Source organism: Dyella humi, assembly GCF_044904605.1.
GTDB lineage: Bacteria > Pseudomonadota > Gammaproteobacteria > Xanthomonadales > Rhodanobacteraceae > Dyella_B > Dyella_B humi.
Genome location: NZ_JADIKI010000022.1, coordinates 1,020,052 through 1,038,221, shown reverse-complemented (window position 1 = coordinate 1,038,221; position 18,170 = coordinate 1,020,052). Strand labels below are relative to the sequence as shown.

The window sequence follows — 18,170 nt, the reverse complement described above, 5'->3', positions numbered from 1 at the left end:
GCCTGCCGGCTACGGTTCCGACGCTGCGCCGGAAGTCACCCCTCGCGATGATGCGCATCCAACCAGGGCGCGAGCGACACGTACCAGATGTTGTCGGTGCCGTTGTCCCAGCTTTGCATGCGCGCCAGCGCCGCCTTGGCCTGCTCGGGCGTCAGCGGATAATTGAGTTGCGTCTGCCTATCGCTGGTGTAGTAGAGCGTGCGGTGATCGGGGCCGATATGCGCGCCCCACTGGCTCCACTTGCCCGGTTTGCCGTTGACGGCTTCGCCCAGGTCGATCGGCTTGCCCCAATGATCGCCTTCGCGAAACGCGATGTAGAAATCGCCCATGCTGCCGGCTTTGGCATCCGCCGAATTGAACACCATGAAGGATTGATCGGGCGCGATCGCCGGATCGTGTGTGGTGGCCGCAGGATCGCCCACCGCCACCAGCACAGCCGGTTGATACGCGCCATGCGCGTATGCCGAGCTGTAGATGTGGAACACGCTCTGCGCATCGGGATGAATAAAGTACAGGCTGCCATCCGCCGCAACGCTGGGGGCGTACGTGCGATCACTGGCGTTGACCGCATCGGGCAGATGCACCGGTGTGCCCCAGCCATCTCCCTTGCGATCCACACGCCACAGATGGCCGCCGCGCGCCGGATAAAACGTGCCGTTGATGGTCGCGCCCAGTGCTTCGGCGCCGGCTTTCACCGGGCGATTGGAAACGAACACCATATAGGAACCATCCGGCGACATGGTCGGATCGTGATCGAGCCATTGTCCCGAGAACGGTGCGATCTCCGGCTTGGACCAGCTGCCGCGCTCGCGATGCGAGACAAGGATCATCGAACCCACATCGAAGTACACCGTGTTGCCATCCGGCGTGAACGCCGGACAGGCTTCGCCGGCAGGACCGGAAATCACGCCAGGTGCGAAAACCTGTGGCGCATCTACCGGCATGTCGGTGGCGAACAACGAACAAGCCGCGCCATACAGGCCCAGCGCAACCGTAAACCACAAAGGCTTGCGGAGCATGTCGTTCTTCCTTCAAGGGTTGGGGTATGCGCTGTATAGGTCTCGGCATGGACTGGCGCATGTCCTTAAAGTCATTGCGCATCGCCGCAATACCTTAAGGACGCGCGCCTCGCGACGCACTACACTGCCCGGATCGCCAACAAGGAGTCCGCGGTGTCGCTGTCTCGCCTCATCCCCCTGGTACTGATCGCCGCGTTGATCGGCGCGATTATCTTCTGGAACCGGCACGCTGCGCCGCCGCAGGGGATGGTGTCGCATGGCAACGTCACGCTGCCTGCAACAGGCCATTACAACTGTCCGGCTGCCAACACTAACCTGCCGCCCTTCATGCCGGCCGAGGCTTGCACCACGCTGACCGCCATTCTGCAAGGCGGCCCCTTCCCCTACAGTCAGGATGGCGTGGTGTTCGGCAATTACGAAGGCTTGCTGCCGCAGGAGCCGCGCGGCTATTACCACGAATACACGGTGCCGACGCCCGATGCGAGCAACCGTGGCACGCGACGCATCATTACCGGCGGCACGCCGCCCACGTTGTTCTATTACACCGACGATCACTACCGCAGCTTCAAGCCGTTCCAGGTGAACCGATGAGTGCGGAAGGCGCTCTCGACCTGACCCAGGCGAACGACGGTGGCGTGTACTTCATCGACGCCGCCGACTTCGACGCGCTCGCTGCCGCCGCCGAGGAAGGCCAACTGTACGTATGCCGCGCCGACCTGGCCGGCTGTCACGACAAGGTCGAACTGCTGCGCCGCCTCGCCGTGGCGCTCAACATGCCCAGCGGCTTCGGCCAGAACTGGGATGCGTTGCTGGACAGCCTGCGCGACCTGGGCTGGCTGCACGGCGCGGGCCACGCCCTGCTGCTCGATCATGCTAATGATCTACGCCAGGCCGCAGCAAAAGATTTCGATACGCTGCTCGGTATCCTGCACGAATCGGCCAGCTTCGCCATGGGCCAGAACCGCCCATTCTTCGCCTTCCTCAGCCTGCCCGAGCACCCCATGGTGCTGCCTTCGCATCGCGCCTCATGACTCATCTCGAATTTGAACTCGATCGCGACTACGTCGAACTCAACCAGTTGCTCAAGTTGACCGGCCTTTGCGACAGCGGCGGGCAAGGCAAGCAGATCGTCGCCAGCGGCGCGGTGTACGTGGATGGGCAGCAGGAGCTGCGCAAGACTTGCAAGATTCATGCTGGGCAGATCGTGCAGATAGATGATGTAGAGATTCGCGTCGTCGCGGTGTAACTGCGTTGTGTAGCCCCTCTCCCTCCGGGAGAGGGGCTCACTAGGAAATTTCTCGCAAGACACCATGTACGGGAGTAACCATAAAGAGCCCGCCAGCGAATACCAGACAGGCTCTTACGGAGGCACCCCATGCAAACCCGTCGTTTCGCCACTCTTGCCGCACTGATCGGCCTGACCGCCTGCACGGCCACGGCCAGCAACGCGCCGGTCCCCGATCCTTCCTACGACGAAGCAAAACCCGCCGCGCACGGCACGGAAACCGCGGTGCTCGCAGGCGGCTGTTTCTGGGGCATGCAATCGGTGTTCGAGCACGTGCGCGGCGTGCGACAGGTATGGGCTGGCTACAGCGGCGGCGGCGCCGGTACGGCGCATTACGATGACGTGAGCGATGGCACTACCGGGCACGCCGAATCGGTGAAGATCGCGTTCGATCCTGCTGTGCTCAGTTACGGACAATTGCTGAAGATCTATTTCGCAGTGGCGCACGATCCCACCACGCTCAACCGTCAGGGGCCGGATGCCGGCACGCAATATCGCTCGGAAATCTTTTACGCGAATGCGGAGCAGAAAAAGATCGCGGAGTCGTACATCACGCAGCTCGATGCGGCCAAGGTATTCGATAACTCGATCGTGACGCTGGTGCAGCCGCTGACTCGCTTCTATCCCGCCGAGGACTATCACCAGGATTACGCGCGAAAGCATCCTGACAACATGTACATCGTGGTCAACGATGCGCCGAAAGTGGCGTACTTGAAGCAGGCGTTTCCGGGGATGTATCAGGATGAGCAGATGGTGGTGGATGTGAAGCTGTAAAGCGTGGAACGAGGAACGGAGCGATATTTGTGATCCCAGGCCTTCGACGCAAATCACGCTCATTCGTTTCTCTAGTCAGCTTCGACCGCGGCTCGCATGCTGGTGTCGAACGTCATGTTCCCCGTTCCCTGTTTCCCGTTCCCCGCTCTTATTTCGGCGGCACCAACCGCAACCGCGACGGCTCATGCTTGGGATTGGGCGACAACATCCGCTCGATCTCCTGCGCCGGCAAACCGCGCGAGTAGTAATACCCTTGCCCCTCCACACAACCTGCGTGCAGCAGGAAATCATGCTGCGCGGATGTTTCAATGCCTTCGGCAATGGTGCACATTCCCAGGCTTCTGGCGATGGCTAGCATGGCCTCGACGATGGCCACGTCGTTCGCGCTGTCCGGCAGATCGGTGACGAAGGAACGATCGATCTTCAGATAGTCGATGCCCGACAACTTCAGATAGGCCAGCGACGAGTAACCCGTACCGAAATCGTCGATGGCGATGCCGATGCCAAGCGCATGCAAAGTGTGCATGGTCTGCTCGGTAGCTTCGCCCAAGCGCAGGATCGCGCTTTCGGTGATTTCGAACAGCAGACGCTTGGGCGAAATCTGGGTCGCCTGTAACGCCTGTTTCACGCTGTCGATAAAACCCGGATGCCCGAAGGTGGCGGCCGACGCGTTCAACGCCACGCGGATCGGCGGCAGCTTGGCTTGGTCCCACAAGCGGATCTGGTTGCAGACCGCGCGCATGGTCCAGGCGTCCAGACGCCGGATCAGGCCGAGACTTTCCGCCAGTGGGATGAATTCGTCGGGCATCAGTTCGCCGCGTTCGGGATGGCGCCAACGGATCAGCGCTTCCACCGCCACGATGCGGCCGGTGCGCAGCTCCACGCTAGGCTGGAACACCAGGTGGAATTCGTCGCGGATCAGCGCCTGCCGCAGATCAGCACCCAGCATCAGGCGCATGCGCGCATCGGCGTGCATCAGCGGCGTATAGAAACGGAAGGTGTTGCGCTCCTGCGTCTTGGCGGCGTACATCGCCGCATCCGCATTGGCGATCAGCGTGACCGGATCGCTGCCGTCCAGCGGATAACCGGCAATGCCGATGCTCGCGCTCATCACGATTTCGTAGTCGCCGATCAGCATCGGCTCGGACAGGCTCAGCAGCAACCGGCTGGCGAATTGCGCCGCCTGCTCGCGCGTGCGCAGGCCACCAAGCAGCACGGTGAATTCGTCGCCGCCGATGCGGCTGGCCACGTCGTTTTCGCCCAGTTCGCGACGGATGCGCTGCGCCACCTTCACCAGCAGGCGATCGCCGATGGCGTGGCTGTAGCTGTCGTTCACCGCCTTGAAGGCGTCCAGATCCACGAACAGCACTGCCGCGGCGCCGTTCACGCGCGCTGCCGCCTCGATCGCCTGCGCGCAGTGGCGCTGGAATTCGCTGCGGTTGGCAAGGCCCGTCAGAGGATCGTGCGCCACCATGTATTCCAGGCGCTGGCGGTCGGCCTTGCTGCGCGTGATGTCGGTGACCACCGCCACGTAGTGCTGCACGCGACCCTCGCCATTGCGGATAGCACTGATGCTGAGCAGTTCCGGATACGACGAACCATCCGAACGCCAGCTCTGCACCTCGCCCACCCAGTTGCCGCCGTCGGCCACCATCTCCCAAATAGATGCCGGCAGCGGCGCACCGTCGGGCATGCGGCGCAGTTCGTCGAAGCGATGATGTTGCAGGTACGGCAGCGTGTAGCCGGTGATGCGCGTGTGGGCTGCGTTCACCGTGGTTACGCGCCGGTCGGCGTCGGCAATGATGACGCCTTCGGCCACGCTGGCCAGTGCTTCGGCAGCGATGCGGCGCTCCTGTTCCATCGCCACGCGATCGGACACATCGCGCATGATCGCCTGGCGCACCGGCTGCGCACCCCAGGTGGTCAGGCTGCTATGCGTTTCGACGGTGCGGATCAGCCCGTCCACCGCGCGCAACAGTCCGATGGTGGAGGAACCCGCCGAACGTGTGCTGCCTTCCACGAACAAGTCGATAAAGTTCAGGCCTGCCAGATCCTTCGCATCGCGTCCTGTCCAGGCGCCGGCGGTGCGGTTCGCGCCGAGAATGCGCCCGTGCGCATCGTCCACCATCACGATGGCGTCGGCGGCGCTGTCGAACAGCAGGCGGTAGCGTTCCTCGGTGCCGCGGATGCCGGCCAGGATGCGTTGGGCCATGCGCACCCACAGCAGGGAAGCCATCAGCGCCGTTAGCAGCACGCTGGCGAACAGCACCCGGCCCAGCCATGCCGCGCCCAGGGCGATCTGCAGCGAGAAATCGTCGCTGCGCGGTTGGATGAAATTGTTGAGTGCGTCGATGCGCGCGCGCTGTCCGACAAATTCCACGGTGGAAGGCCCGCCGTGCGCATACGCCTGCTGCAGTTGGTCGGCAATCACGTTCAGTTCTTCGAGGGCGCCGTCGACGGAGCGCCAGTCCTTCACTGCAGGCCCCACGTACGGCAACTGCGCGAAGTGATCGAGGATGAAGACCATGCCCGGAATCGCCGCGGGAATCACCCCGCCACGTCGGAACGCCGCGTATACCGCATGCCTGTCGTAATGGCCGGTGGCGATGGCATCGCGCGCCCAGCGATCGATGCGCACCACCTCATAATTGCGGCGAAAGCCTTGAAGTCGGTCTGGGTCGCCGGTGCGGGCGTAGGCGGAAAGCTCGATCACCGCCTGTTTCTGAGACTTGGACCAAAGGCTTTCGCCGTTCAAGAAACCAGCCAGCGTGACCTGGACCTGGAGCGCGCCCCAGGTCAGGCACAAAACCAAGCCAACGACCGCGGCCAAGCCATATGCCAGAGGCATAAGGCGCCGTGACAGCGGTCGTTGCTGAGCATTGTGGGTGGTACGCATCGCGCCCCTATTTTAGAGCCTGTCATCCACAGTCCAGAAACTGCCGACCCGATGTGTATCGCCCCACTTATACGTTTACTTAAGCGGCCGCCTCATTGACAGCCCATGGGTCACGACGCACATCCAGACACCGATCCAGGGTAATCCTCATGCTTACGTAGCTACGTTTAACGCACTCTTGTAGATACGCAACTTCATCCGTACGTGGAGAGTTCCCTACCAGGGTACACACGATCTCCAGCGCCTCCCATGGATGAGTATCATCATACGCTGCGTGAAGTTGAAGCCAACGGAGAGAGCCGGCCCGAACTTCCTTGGGAAAGCTTTCCCTATAGGCCTCGCTCTCAAAAACCCGTTGCGACCATTCCCCCGTCGCCCCTTCCACTGCGTAGTTGGTGGCGATCATACCGGCCGCCAACGGACCACTACGGCTTACCTCCTCGCACCAATTGGACAACGCGTCCGTGCCGTACGGGGTGGTTCCGTTCAAGACCTCGCTTTGGGGCACCCCTGCTCCCTCGGCCCAGTTGAGCCAGTATTCGGCATGATTCTGCTCCACTCGGATGTTGCGCACCAGCCACCGGCGGGCCATGTTTTCGCCGGAACTGCGGCCGTAACGGGTTTTCAGCAAGTTGAGCGCCATGTAACCCGGGAAGCGCTCGATAACCGGCCATACGCCGACCATGAAATCGCGGGTACCGGTCGCGTCCAGGCGGTTTTCACGCATCAGCGTCCATAGTTCATGGTGGACCACGCTTTGCTTGGTCGGCTCGCAGGCGGCGACCAGGTCTTGTGCCCAATACGGATAGCTGGACAGTTCAGTCAGCGAGCCGGTGCGTTCGAAATGTGCGTACATGTGTGTTCTCCACTTTGGTTGGGTCGTCTCGGCCCCCGATACGGGCCGATACCGGAGCCTGGAACGGCTCCAGCCCTACCATAGTGGTCGTCTCGCGCGCGGGTTGCGACCTCCCGCTTTTCACCGGTGTGAAGGCTTTTTTGAGTGGATGTTAAGCGCATGATTGGTGCCAACTTGCATGCGTTGTCGCGGTGCTTGATACCCGTTATTCGTAACCGAATAACGCGTGAACCCCTCTCCCAGAGGAAGAGGGGTTCACTTAGGAAAGTTTCTTTCCAGTCTGCGCAATCGAAGATTGTTTCAAAACACACGGGCATGCCGACAACGGCATACCCGCGATGAAACATCAGTGCCGGTCGTGCACGTCTGTGCCCGGCGTAAACGACACGCCGCGCAGCACCTCGCCGAATTTCGCCGAACGCAAGGCGACGAACCGCTCGTTCGCCGCGTCCGTCGCGGTGGTGTTGGACAGCGTGTCGCGAATGGCCACCAGCTTGTTCGGATCGGCGCCCGTATCGCCGTTGCCGCTGATGGTGGAGGTGACCGCCCAGATCGTCACCTTGCCGTCTTCGTCGACGCGCCCGGTGATCTGGCGCAGACCATCTGTCGTCGGCGACCACGGCAGGTTGGTGGCGGCATTGGTGCCGGTCGGGTAGCCGCTTACCGTGTACGGCTGGCCGAGGTTCAAGCCTGCTTGCAGCGTATAGGCCAAGGTCCAGGATTGCGTGGCGGCATTGAACACCCACTTCTGCAGGCCCGCGGTGGTTTGCGCAGCGGCATGCGTGTACAGGTCCGTGCCACCGGCGTAGCCGTCACCCTCGTCGGCCACGTACAAGGTATTTGCATCCGCAAACCACAAGGCAAAGGGATACGACAGGGTCTTAGCCGTCTTGTTCGGCGTGGCGGGAAAGCCAGCCAGCACGCACATGTTGGTCGGCAGGCCGCTGCTCTGCAGTGTCGATGCGTTGTATGAAAGCGGAGATGTCGGCAGTGCCGCGCCCGCCACCGGAACGCCCACGCCGTTCTGGCATGCCTTGCCAGTGGTGTCCACAAAATAGACCGTGTTCACGCCGTTGCCGCCGCTGCCCTTGGTCATGTACAGCACGTTGTTGAACACGGTCATGCCGCGGAAGTTGTCGTCCTTACCAACTTTATCGGCTTTCGCGCCGAGCGCCGTGATCGAGAAACTCGCCAGCGGCGTGGGAGTGACTGGATTCTGCAGCGCTTCCGGCAACGATGACGGCGCGATGTATTGCGCACCAGCGCCCAGAATCACACCCGTCGGCTGCGGGTTTGCGCCGTTGCCCGCATTGCCCACGGTATAGAACACGTTCGCGCCGTCGACGTTGTTGTAGATCGCCGCGCGACCGTTGTTGCCGCTGTACGCGGCGGTCTCAGTGAAACGGAAATGCCCGCTACGATCCACCCGCGCGACCGCGCGATAGAACGACTGCCCGTCGGGATTGGTGTCATCCACCACCAGCGGCGTATTGCCATTGGAAGCATCGATCGCATCGACCGGCGCCACGTAACCCATAAACGTGAGATAGCGGCCATCCAGCGAAAGATGCAGGCCGAGCTCGGACTTGGAACTGAAGCTGGTCACCATTTCACCTTCGCGCGCCGCCGGCTGCTGGTTGTTGGGCACTTCCAGCGTATCGATCAGCCAGCCGTTCGGCGTGATCTGATCCAGGTAGATGCGCGAGGTGATGCCGAAGCTGGCATCGTAGATATCGTTGTTCCACACGTACGGATAGGTACCGTCATAAGGCGCACCGCTGGCGGCACCGCACGATCCACTCGCTGCTGGACAATTCGGCGGCAACACTTCACCCACTTGTACATTGCTGGCCTTGTTGTCGTACACGCTGCGGCTGACGACCAGATTGCCTGGCCAGAAATGAAAATCATGATCGCGCCAGCCATTGTTGGCGTAAGCCGTGACACCGGCCGCCAACGTGGCGACAGCAAGCGCGGCAGCCATGTGCCGGCGGCGAAAATGGAACAGGGAAGTCGTGGTCATCGTGGTCTCCGGAGAGTGGGATGGAACGGAGCAACTGCGCACAACCCGGCCACGGTAGTTGGAGGAAATGAAGGAATGTTGACAGCTGATTGCCAAGCACGCGGGGTGTTATGGGTACGTGAAAGCAAGCTCCTGTGTAGATGACGCAGGTTTGCTTGACGTCATTCCGGTGAAGGCCGGAATGATAACAAGGCAAGTTCGAGCGTCGTGAGAAGAACAGCTACGACGACACCCGCGCAAACCCATCCGCACTCCACGCTTCGCTGCCCACGCCGTGATGCACGAAGAACAATCCTTCCGGATCGTATTTGCGCTTCACCGTGGCAAGCCGCGGATAATTCGTTCCCCAGAACGCATGCTGCCAATCGCGCTGGAAATAATCGCTCTCCGATACATAAGCACCTGCATTCGGCGTGACTTTCAGCAAGGCATCCATTGCACGGCTGATCGATGCCGATTCATGGCGCGCCATCGCCAGATCGGGATTCGCACCCGGCATGCCGGAATACGCAGGTGAACCATCGCCCGCAATGATCGCCAGTGCAAACGCATCGAGTACTTGTGGATTCGTGGCCGTGTCGCGCGAGGCGGCAATCGCCTCCGGCGGTGCGCCCGCCAGTCCCTTGTTGAAATGGAATTCAACGTCCCATTCGCGCGAGCACGCGAAGATTGCATCTACCAATCGCGCCTGGCTGTCCTCATGCAGCAACGAGGCCGGCAGCCACGCCGATTTGAAGCCATGGATAAACCAGCCTACCTGTCCCTGATCGCCCGCCCATAGCACGTGGTTGCGTGGCGCGCCGTCACGATCATCGGGAATCATCGCGCCGGGTACGTGTTGGCGGAAAAACTCCGCGTCCCAGAAATGCTGCGCGGGCAGCGCAAGCACTTGCACCGGTTTGACGAAGGTGTAGTCGCCACTCGCACGCACCCAATCCAGGAACGGCTGCCATATCGCCAGCGCCTGTTGTTGGCTCAATCCCTGGAACACCATGGAAAGTTCCAACACGTTGCTGCCGCGAAATCGCATCTGTTCGCCCCAGTGCGGATTGAACAGATCGCTCTGATAGAAGCTCATGGCCCTGGCGATCAACGTGCGATACGCGGCGTCAGAACTAGCCTTGATTTCTCCGAACACCGCGCCGAAAAATTCCGGCAACGCATGCGTGCGCAGCGTCAAGCGCGTCACCACGCCAAGGCTGCCTCCGCCACCGCCCTTGATGCCCCAGAACAGATCCGGGTTGGTGCATGCGTTGGCGATGCGCGCCACGCCGTCGGCAGTGACGATTTCCGCTTCGAGCAAACCGGACGCAGCCGTGCCAAAGCGTTTGGAGAAACTGCCAAAGCCACCGCTCTGGATCAAACCGGCCACACCGACCGTGGTGCATCCACCGCCTTGCACGTAGCGCCCGCCATGCGTGGTCACGGCATCGTACGCATCGATCCACATCGCGCCCGCTTGCACGCTTACCGCTGCCTGCGGTGCCTGCATGCCTTCGCATCCCTGGCCCACGAAGGCGTCGTGCAAGGTCACGGCGTTCATGTGCCGCGTCCAGATCAGCAGCGAATCCGGCGCGTTGGACGTGCCCTGATAACTATGCCCGCCACCCTTCACCACCAGGCGTAAACGATGCTGGCGCGCAAACCGCACGGCGGCGGCCACATCGGCGGTACTTTCCGCCGCTACGGCATACGCGCTAGTCCGCGACGTCCACGCATCGGCCCAGCCGCTGGTCTGGGTCAGCGCCGGCTGGTCGCCGATGTAAAACGGGTTCTTGATGTGTTTGAGCGCTTCATCGCACGCAGCAGACGGACAGTGCGCAAACGGCGATTGCGGCTTCAGCAGGCGCCCACCCACGGCCCGGTGAAGCTCATCCCAATCGGCCGCTGATGGCCAGCCCGGCTCGCCTGGACGCACTCGCGAGCCAAAGACGCTTGTAACGCCCGCCCATGCCCTGCCGATGCCACCCGCCATGACGCCTGGCAAAAACGGAATAGCCAAGGCCGCCTTCAATAACTCGCGCCGGTTCATGTGCGTTTCCTCCCGTAGCTGGAATGGAGGCACTGTCGGCAACTTGGAGGGCGATCACCATCGCGATGGGACGTGTGGCGGCGCGTTGGGGACGAATGGTGGACAACTGGGATGAAAGGGGAAGGCCGTTCGAGCGCGAGCCCCTCTCCCCCCGGGAGAGGGGTTGGGGTGAGGGTACGATCAGCGCGCGATGACAAAGACTTGCGCAAGCAGTCAACACCGCGCTTCGCCCGAACCCTCACCCGCCTCTCGGCACCCTCTCCCGAAGGGAGAGGGGTTCACACAGGAAGTTTCCTGCAAGTCTCTGCATCAGTCGATCTGGACAATGAGGCAAGCATATGCTTTGTCGCGAGATTGCCCCCTCACCCTAGCCCTCTCCCCAGAGGGGAGAGGGAATAAATCTAACGCGCCCGCCGCGCCTCGTACGCCTTCAAATGCGCATAAGCCACCCGCAGCATCGGCAACTCCAGCCCGGCCGCTTCGCCGCGCGCCAGCAGATCGCCGATCACGTGATCGGCCTCCACCGCACCGCCCTGCTCCAGGTCGCGCATCATCGAAGCGCTCAGGGTCGAGCCCCGTTCGGTCAGCACGGAATGGGCGCGTTCCAACACAGCATCGCCGGGTGCGTGGCCGTTCGCTTCGGCCACGCGGCGGCAATCCTTCAACAGATCGAGCGTGACCCGCTCGCCGCCTTGCGCCGCGACGATGTCGCCCACCGGCGCGCGCATCAGGCAGGTGATGCCGGCGAGCGAGGCGAGGAACACCCACTTGTCCCACATGTCCTGCAGGATGGTGGTGCTCAGGCGTGGCTCGAAGCGCACGTTCGACATGGCCTGCGCCACGCGTTCGATACGCGGCGAACGACTGCCGTCACGCTCGCCGAACGTAAGACTGTGCGATTGATTGAGATGGCGGACCACGCCTTCCGCATCCAGCGTGGCCGCGATGATGCATTGGCCGCCCAGTACGTGCGTTGCGCCGAATCGTGCATCAAGCAGATCAAGATGCCGCATGCCGTTGAGCAGCGGCAAGATCATGGTCTGCGGGCCGACGGCGGGCGCCATGTCCTCGATCACTTGCGGCAGGTGATACGCCTTGCAGCTCACGATGATCAGGTCAAACGTATCCTTCAACACGGCGGCTTGCACGGTAGATGGTGAAGGCAGCGTCACGTCGCCGGCCGAACTTCGAATCACCAGACCGCTGCGCGCCAGCGTTTCCGCGCGCGCCTTGCGCACCAGGAAAGTGACGTCTTGACCGCTCTCCAGAAGCCGGCCGCCGAAATAGCCGCCGGTGGCGCCTGCGCCCACTACCAGAATCTTCATGGTTCCATTCCTTCGCATCGATGAAGCAGGTCGGCATTATCCGCCAGTCGGCCGTTGCAATGAATGCTCGCGTGGCAGCGCGCCGCATGACGACTTCTCCATTTGATGTCATCATGTCTGGAGCCTACCCCAGGCTCCATCGCATACAGAGATATCCGGCGTGTTGAAGCGCGCAGCACAACAACGATTTGTCGCATGGCTGGCTTTGGCCGCCATGGCGCTGATCGTGCTGATGCCGGCCATATCCCGCTCCATGCCGATGGACCACGCGATGATGGGCATGCCACCCGCCATGGACGATGGCCACGCCGAGCATGCGATGCATGCGCATCATCACCACGCCGGCATGCCGGATCATCCCGACGATCCCACGGCGCGATGCGGCTATTGCGTGCTGTTCTCGCATATGCCGGTGCTGGGGTTCGATGCGCCTACCTTCTTGCCGGCCGTCTATCTCGCGGCATTCACGCCGCGAACGGTGCTACCGCGCAACGTGCCAGCCGCGCCGCTACTGAGTGCACATCCACGAGGGCCGCCGTTGCTCGTCAACGGTTGATTCGGTAGCGCCTGCGGCGCTGCCTTCGATGTCGATGCATGCCGGACGGCTGAGTCTTGCCGTGCCCTTTGCTTGTCATTCCGGCGCAGGCCGGAATCCAGTGAAATACGTCGTGCGCAGCACTCAAAACATCGCTTTTGAATGCTTCGCATACTTTATTGGACTGGATTCCGGCCTACGCCGGAATGACGGCGCGTGGCGCTACCGGCAGCATCGAATCCCTTGATCCCATCGGATTCCGCACAACATGCCCCCCACTCCCCGCACCAACGCGCTGGCCGCGTTGCCGCTCGCCATGCTGGCCTCTTCCATCGCCATGGCGCAGACCAACCAGGATGCAACCACTTCCGCACATCCACCGAAAAAAACAACCACCCTCGCGCCGATCAGCGTCTCCGCACCCACGCGCGTGCCGCCCGGATTGGCACCCGATTTTCCCGCTACACAGGTGAGCGTCACTGCCGCGCAGATCGACGCCACCATCAACGCGGTCGACGTCGAAGATGCCGCCAGGTACATGCCCAGCATCTTCATCCGCAAGCGCAACATGGGCGATACGCAGCCGGTGATCGCCACGCGTAACTGGGGCGTGAACTCCAGCGCGCGCACGTTGGTGTATGTGGACGATATTCCGATCTCCGCATTGATCGCCGACAACAACACCATCGGTGCACCACGCTGGGGCATGGTGTCGCCGGATCAGATCGATCACGTCGACATGCTGTACGGCCCCTATTCGGCCGCTTATGCCGGCAATGCGATGGGCGGCGTGATGCACATCGTCACCCGCACGCCGGACAAGCCGGAGGTAACAATCCAGCAGACCGAAGCGATCCAGTCGTATGACTTCTACAACACCCGGGGCAACTACAGCACCAGCCAGACCAGCGTGACCGCAGGCGGTCGCAATGGGAAATTTTCCTGGTTCGTCGGCGCGAGCGGGCTCAACAGTTTCAGCCAGCCGCTCAGCTATATCACCAGCGGTTCGACACCTGCGGGCACCACCGGCACCATTCCCGCACTTAATAAAGTCGGCCAGACCGCCAACGTGCTCGGCGCAGGCGGCTTGCTGCATACGCGTCAGCTCAACCTCAACGGCAAGTTCGCTTACGACATCACGCCTTGGCTGCAGGCGGCGTACTGGGTGGGTTTCTGGAGCAATCACGGCCAGTCGCGCGTGCAAAGCTATTTGACTAATGCGCAGGGCGCGCCGACCTACGGCAAGTCATCCGCGTTCGCCAGCAACGACTACTTCGTGAGTGCGCATCACCTGATGCAGGCGCTGTCGTTGAAGACGGATACAAAGGGTGACTTCGATGGCTCGCTCGTCATCACGCATTACGACTTCATCAAAGACAACCAGTGGTCGCCGTACGGCGTGGGCAGCAACACCACGTTTACGCCGAACGGCCTGCTCGCCAGCTATGGCGGCACCAACTGGTCCACCGCCGATCTGCAAGGCATCTGGCGATCGCAAGGTTATAGCGGCGCGCACGAAATTTCCGTCGGCGCACATGCGGATCAATACACACTCGCCAATCCCACCTATAACCTGACCCATTGGCAGGACCCGTCGAGCGCAACAAGCCTGTATGCCGCGGGCCGCGGCGAAACCACCACCCACGCGCTGTGGATACAGGACGCCTGGCAACTAGCGCCCAACTGGCTGGCGACGATTGGCGGCCGCTACGAAAAATGGCGCGCCAGCGACGGCTTCAATTTCAGTGGCAAGACGGCCATTTATCAGCCAGGTGAAAACGCCTCGGATTTCTCGCCGAAACTCACCCTGCGCTGGGATGCGGCGCCAACCTGGCACATCACCGCTTCCGCCGCGAAGGCTGTGCGCTTTCCTACCGTCGCCGAGCTGTATCAGCTTGTCGCCACCGGCGCCACGTTCACGTCGCCCAATCCGAACCTGAAGCCGGAACGCGATTTGAGCGGCGAACTGGCCGTCGAGCACACGCTTGATGATGGCTTCGTGCGTGCATCGCTGTTCCAGGAAAACACGCGCAATGCGATGATCTCGCAGACCTCCACGCTGCCCAACTATGCCGTGCCGGTTACCTTCTTTACGAACGTGGGCGCGGTGCGCAACCGCGGCATCGAACTGGTGGCCGACCACGACAACGTGCTAGTCCAGGGTTTGGAGCTCTCCGGCAGCGTCACCTTCGTCGACTCCACCATCTTGTCGAACGACAACTTCGTTAGCTCCACCGGCACCACCTCGAACGGCAAGCACGTGCCTTACGTGCCGCGTTGGCGCGCTACCGCCGTAGCCACCTATCGCCCCACGCCTGCATGGGCCTTCACGCTGGCCGGCCGCTACAGCGGCAAGCAGTACTCCACCATGGACAACACCGACAACACCGCCGATGTGATGGGTTCGTTCGATACGTTCGTGGTGTTCGACCTGCACGCGAACTATCAGATCAACGAGCAATGGTCGGCGTCGTTCGGCATCGACAACCTCAACAATCGTCAATATTTCCTCTATCACCCGTTCCCGCAGCGCACTTATGTCGCGAATCTCAAATTCCGTCTCTGATGGATATGCCAAAACTAGCCCCTCTCCCTCCGGGAGAGGGGTTGGGGTGAGGGTGCGATCAACGCGCGATCTCAAAAACTTGCGCAAGAAGTCAGCATCGCGCTCCGCCCGAACCCTCACCCGCCTCTCGGCACCCTCTCCCGGAGGGAGAGGGATTCACTCAGGAAGTTTCTTGGCAAGTCTCCGCGTCTGCATCTGACATGAATGAACAAATCATCAATCAGCCCATTGGGCGTCGCCACATCCATCGCCTGATCTGGCGCTGGCATTTCTACGCCGGCCTGTTCTGCCTGCCGTTCGTGCTATGGCTGGCGATCACGGGCATGATCTATCTGTTCAAACCGCAGTTGGAACCATGGCTGGAACACCACTACGCGCACGTCACCCACGCGTCTGCGCAGCCGCCATCCGCGCAGGTAGCCGCTGCGCTGCGGATGGTGCCAGGTTCGGTGCTCAATGCCTACGTGCTGCCCGATTCGCCGGAAAGCGCCGTGCGCGTGCTGGTCGGGCACGGTAGCGAACTGATCCGCGTGTTCGTCAACCCATCCACCCTGCAAGTGCTGAATGTGGTGCACGAAAATGATCGCTTCATGCGAGTGATCTTCTATCTGCACGGCGAACTGTTGCTGGGCCGCGGCGGCTCGATACTGGTGGAGCTCGTCGCGTCGTGGACGATCCTAATGCTGCTTACCGGACTGTACCTGTGGTGGCCGCGCAATGCGCGTCTTGGCGGTACGCTCTATCCGCGATTGAAGCATGGGCGGCGCGTGTTCTGGCGTGACCTGCACGCCGTGACGGGGCTGTGGATTTCCACGTTCGCGCTGTTCCTGCTGATGTCCGGCCTGCCGTGGACCACAACCTGGGGCGGCACGCTGCGCAGCTTGCGCCACGCGTATGCTACGCATGTTGCGCCACAGGACTGGACCACCGGCAGCGCATCGGAGCGCGCGCAGATTGCACTTGCCAACACACCGCCGTCCGCTTCACATGCCATGCATGGCGCGATGGGTGGTATGGATATGCCCGGCATGGATATGGGGGATACGCCCAGCACCGCGCTCGAGGACTATTCGCCGCTCGATCGCCTGGTGACGGTCGTCGCCGCGCAGCAACTGACGCCGCCGGTATTGATCGCGCCGCCCTCGCAACGTTCGCCTCACTGGACCGCGCGTTCCGACGCGGATGACCGCCCACGCCGCAACGAATTGACGCTGGATGCGAACACAAGTGCCATCCTGCATCGCACGACGTTTGCGCAGAAACCGTTGCTCGATCGCATCATCGGCTACGGCATCGCCATTCACGAAGGCGTGCTGTTTCCGCCGCTCAATCAGATGCTCGGCTTGTTTACTGCGCTGGGCCTGATCACGCTGTGCACCAGCGCGGTGGTGATGTGGTGGCGGCGGCGTCCCGAAGGTGTGCTTGGCGCACCGCCACCGTTGAACGCCGGCTTTCCTATAGTGCTGATCGGTCTGCTTGCACTGTTAGGTCTCTTGCTGCCGCTGCTGGGCGCGTCCATGCTGCTGGTGTGGCTGATTGAGCGCTGTCTTTTACGCCACTCGAAGCGGGCAAGCGTGTTCTTGGGGCTTGCGTAACTCCCATGGGGAGCAAAACCGCTGACAGAGCGAAAAAATCGGCGCAAGATAATGACCGCACCGACCGCTTGAATGCGGATCGCATGGCATCCTCATCGAGGTCATCGTCATGATTGCTTCACGCTTTCTCGCAACTGCTTTCCTGGGCCTCGGCCTTGCCCTTGGCGCGCATGCTGCCGACACCTCCGCATTCTCCGTGCTGCAGCAGGACAGCAGCGGCAAGCCCCTCGTTTTCCAGAGCACCAACGCGCTGAAGAAAGGCGACGTCATCAAAGTGAACGCTTTCAACGCGCAGCCGGTACTGGTGCTGCAAATGGCCATGTGCGATAGCGATTGCACGCACCCGCGACTGGTGAAGACGGTGCCGCTCACCGCCTACTACGCCGGCCAAGCCAGCAGCAGCGATCAGTTCGTGCTGCCGGAGGATGGACATGTTTCCTTCTGGGTGCAGCGCTTGGGCGATCTTCCCAGCGAACCGATCAATACACCCAATGGCGCATGGAGCGTGCAGTACGTCGATCCGTTCCTGCGCTTCGCCAGCCAGACGCCGTATATGTCGGCCGAGCCCATGGCGGCCAACTCGCTTACGCTGGACGACAACACCTTGCGTGCGCGTTTCTTCCATCGCACGTTCGTCACTGTCAGCCTTGCCGACACGGGCCATTGATGCGGATACCACCGCGCACGTCATTGCTGTTGGCGATGCTGATGCTATACGCCGGCAGCGGCTATGCCTCGCCACCGCAGGCTTCCTTGCACGTCAGTAGTTCAAGCTTCACCGATGGCGGAAAGATGCCGTCGAAGCTCACTTGTGATGGTGAGAACCTCTCGCCTCAAATCCAGCTCCCCTCGCCTCCTGCTGGCACGAAGAGCTTCGCCATCGTGATGGACGACCCCGATGCGCCGATCGCGTTCGCGCATTGGCTTGTGTACGGCATTCCCGCCGATACGCGCGAACTTGCCGAAGGCGCGTCGACCGCTTCGCGGCGTCTGGATCATGCCGTCGAAGGCGTCAACAGCTTCGGCCGAACCGGATACGGCGGCCCCTGCCCACCCGAAGGCAAGCCGCATCACTACGTGTTGCGGGTTTATGCGCTGGACGTGATGTCGGCGCTGCCGACCGGAGCCAGTGCGGACCAGGTGAACGCTGCGATCCAGGGACACGTGCTGGCGGAAGGGCGCACCACTGGGCTGTATGCGCGCGGCGGCGACTGAACCACAGCATTTCAGCAATTTCTGTCAGGCATCAGGCGCTTCCGGTGCG

15 protein-coding genes are annotated in these 18,170 nt (G+C 61.9%); 9 read left to right on the top strand and 6 right to left on the bottom strand.

Annotated elements, in window-relative coordinates; all coding sequences use genetic code 11:
* Positions 1-35: 35 nt before the first annotated feature.
* On the bottom strand, positions 36-1,019 hold the full coding sequence (locus ISP18_RS09560; RefSeq protein ID WP_380010034.1) for a TolB family protein: 984 nt from the start codon (positions 1,017-1,019) through the stop codon (positions 36-38).
* A gap of 159 nt (positions 1,020-1,178) precedes the next feature.
* Between ISP18_RS09560 and ISP18_RS09555 the strand changes: the two genes are divergently transcribed.
* From ISP18_RS09555 to msrA, 4 genes are all read left to right on the top strand, one after another.
* Positions 1,179-1,610: a ribonuclease domain-containing protein gene (locus ISP18_RS09555; RefSeq protein ID WP_380011017.1), complete on the top strand. Its 432-nt coding sequence runs from the start codon at positions 1,179-1,181 to the stop codon at positions 1,608-1,610.
* A complete protein-coding gene (locus ISP18_RS09550) occupies positions 1,607-2,050 on the top strand; it encodes a barstar family protein (RefSeq protein ID WP_380010031.1) in 444 nt (147 codons plus the stop codon). Before ISP18_RS09555 ends, ISP18_RS09550 begins: the two co-directional genes overlap by 4 nt.
* Positions 2,047-2,265: an RNA-binding S4 domain-containing protein gene (locus tag ISP18_RS09545; RefSeq protein ID WP_380010028.1), complete on the top strand. Its 219-nt coding sequence runs from the start codon at positions 2,047-2,049 to the stop codon at positions 2,263-2,265. Before ISP18_RS09550 ends, ISP18_RS09545 begins: the two co-directional genes overlap by 4 nt.
* Before the next feature lie 129 nt (positions 2,266-2,394).
* Positions 2,395-3,078 carry a peptide-methionine (S)-S-oxide reductase MsrA gene (msrA, locus tag ISP18_RS09540; protein ID WP_380010025.1) on the top strand — a complete coding sequence of 228 codons (684 nt, stop codon included), beginning with the start codon at positions 2,395-2,397 and terminating at the stop codon, positions 3,076-3,078.
* Between the two features lie 148 nt (positions 3,079-3,226).
* On the opposite strand, the gene ISP18_RS09535 is transcribed toward msrA, so the two are convergent.
* From ISP18_RS09535 to panE, 5 genes are all read right to left on the bottom strand, one after another.
* The gene (locus tag ISP18_RS09535) at positions 3,227-5,926 is read right to left on the bottom strand and encodes a putative bifunctional diguanylate cyclase/phosphodiesterase (protein WP_380010022.1); all 2,700 of its coding nucleotides are present in this window, start codon (positions 5,924-5,926) and stop codon (positions 3,227-3,229) included.
* 127 nt (positions 5,927-6,053) lie between these two features.
* Positions 6,054-6,830 carry a TenA family transcriptional regulator gene (locus tag ISP18_RS09530; protein WP_380010019.1) on the bottom strand — a complete coding sequence of 259 codons (777 nt, stop codon included), beginning with the start codon at positions 6,828-6,830 and terminating at the stop codon, positions 6,054-6,056.
* Positions 6,831-7,176: 346 nt separating this feature from the next.
* Positions 7,177-8,853 carry a hypothetical protein gene (locus ISP18_RS09525; protein ID WP_380010016.1) on the bottom strand — a complete coding sequence of 559 codons (1,677 nt, stop codon included), beginning with the start codon at positions 8,851-8,853 and terminating at the stop codon, positions 7,177-7,179.
* Positions 8,854-9,073: 220 nt separating this feature from the next.
* Positions 9,074-10,885, bottom strand: a complete 1,812-nt coding sequence (locus ISP18_RS09520; protein ID WP_380010013.1) for an FAD-binding protein — start codon at positions 10,883-10,885, stop codon at positions 9,074-9,076.
* Between the two features lie 401 nt (positions 10,886-11,286).
* Positions 11,287-12,210, bottom strand: a complete 924-nt coding sequence (gene panE, locus ISP18_RS09515; RefSeq protein WP_380010010.1) for a 2-dehydropantoate 2-reductase — start codon at positions 12,208-12,210, stop codon at positions 11,287-11,289.
* Positions 12,211-12,370: 160 nt separating this feature from the next.
* On the opposite strand from panE, the gene ISP18_RS09510 reads away from it, so the two are divergent.
* The 5 genes from ISP18_RS09510 (at position 12,371) to ISP18_RS09490 (ending at position 18,121) form a co-directional block, all read left to right on the top strand.
* On the top strand, positions 12,371-12,766 hold the full coding sequence (locus ISP18_RS09510) for a DUF2946 family protein (protein ID WP_380010007.1): 396 nt from the start codon (positions 12,371-12,373) through the stop codon (positions 12,764-12,766).
* Positions 12,767-13,013: 247 nt separating this feature from the next.
* Positions 13,014-15,311, top strand: a complete 2,298-nt coding sequence (locus tag ISP18_RS09505) for a TonB-dependent receptor (RefSeq protein WP_380010004.1) — start codon at positions 13,014-13,016, stop codon at positions 15,309-15,311.
* Between the two features lie 200 nt (positions 15,312-15,511).
* Complete coding sequence (locus tag ISP18_RS09500; protein ID WP_380010001.1) at positions 15,512-16,906, top strand: PepSY-associated TM helix domain-containing protein; 1,395 nt, start codon at positions 15,512-15,514, stop codon at positions 16,904-16,906.
* Between the two features lie 109 nt (positions 16,907-17,015).
* Positions 17,016-17,573, top strand: a complete 558-nt coding sequence (locus ISP18_RS09495) for a hypothetical protein (protein ID WP_380009998.1) — start codon at positions 17,016-17,018, stop codon at positions 17,571-17,573.
* Positions 17,573-18,121: a YbhB/YbcL family Raf kinase inhibitor-like protein gene (locus ISP18_RS09490; RefSeq protein WP_380009995.1), complete on the top strand. Its 549-nt coding sequence runs from the start codon at positions 17,573-17,575 to the stop codon at positions 18,119-18,121. The genes ISP18_RS09495 and ISP18_RS09490 overlap by 1 nt, the downstream gene beginning before the upstream one ends.
* Positions 18,122-18,170 lie beyond the last annotated feature (49 nt).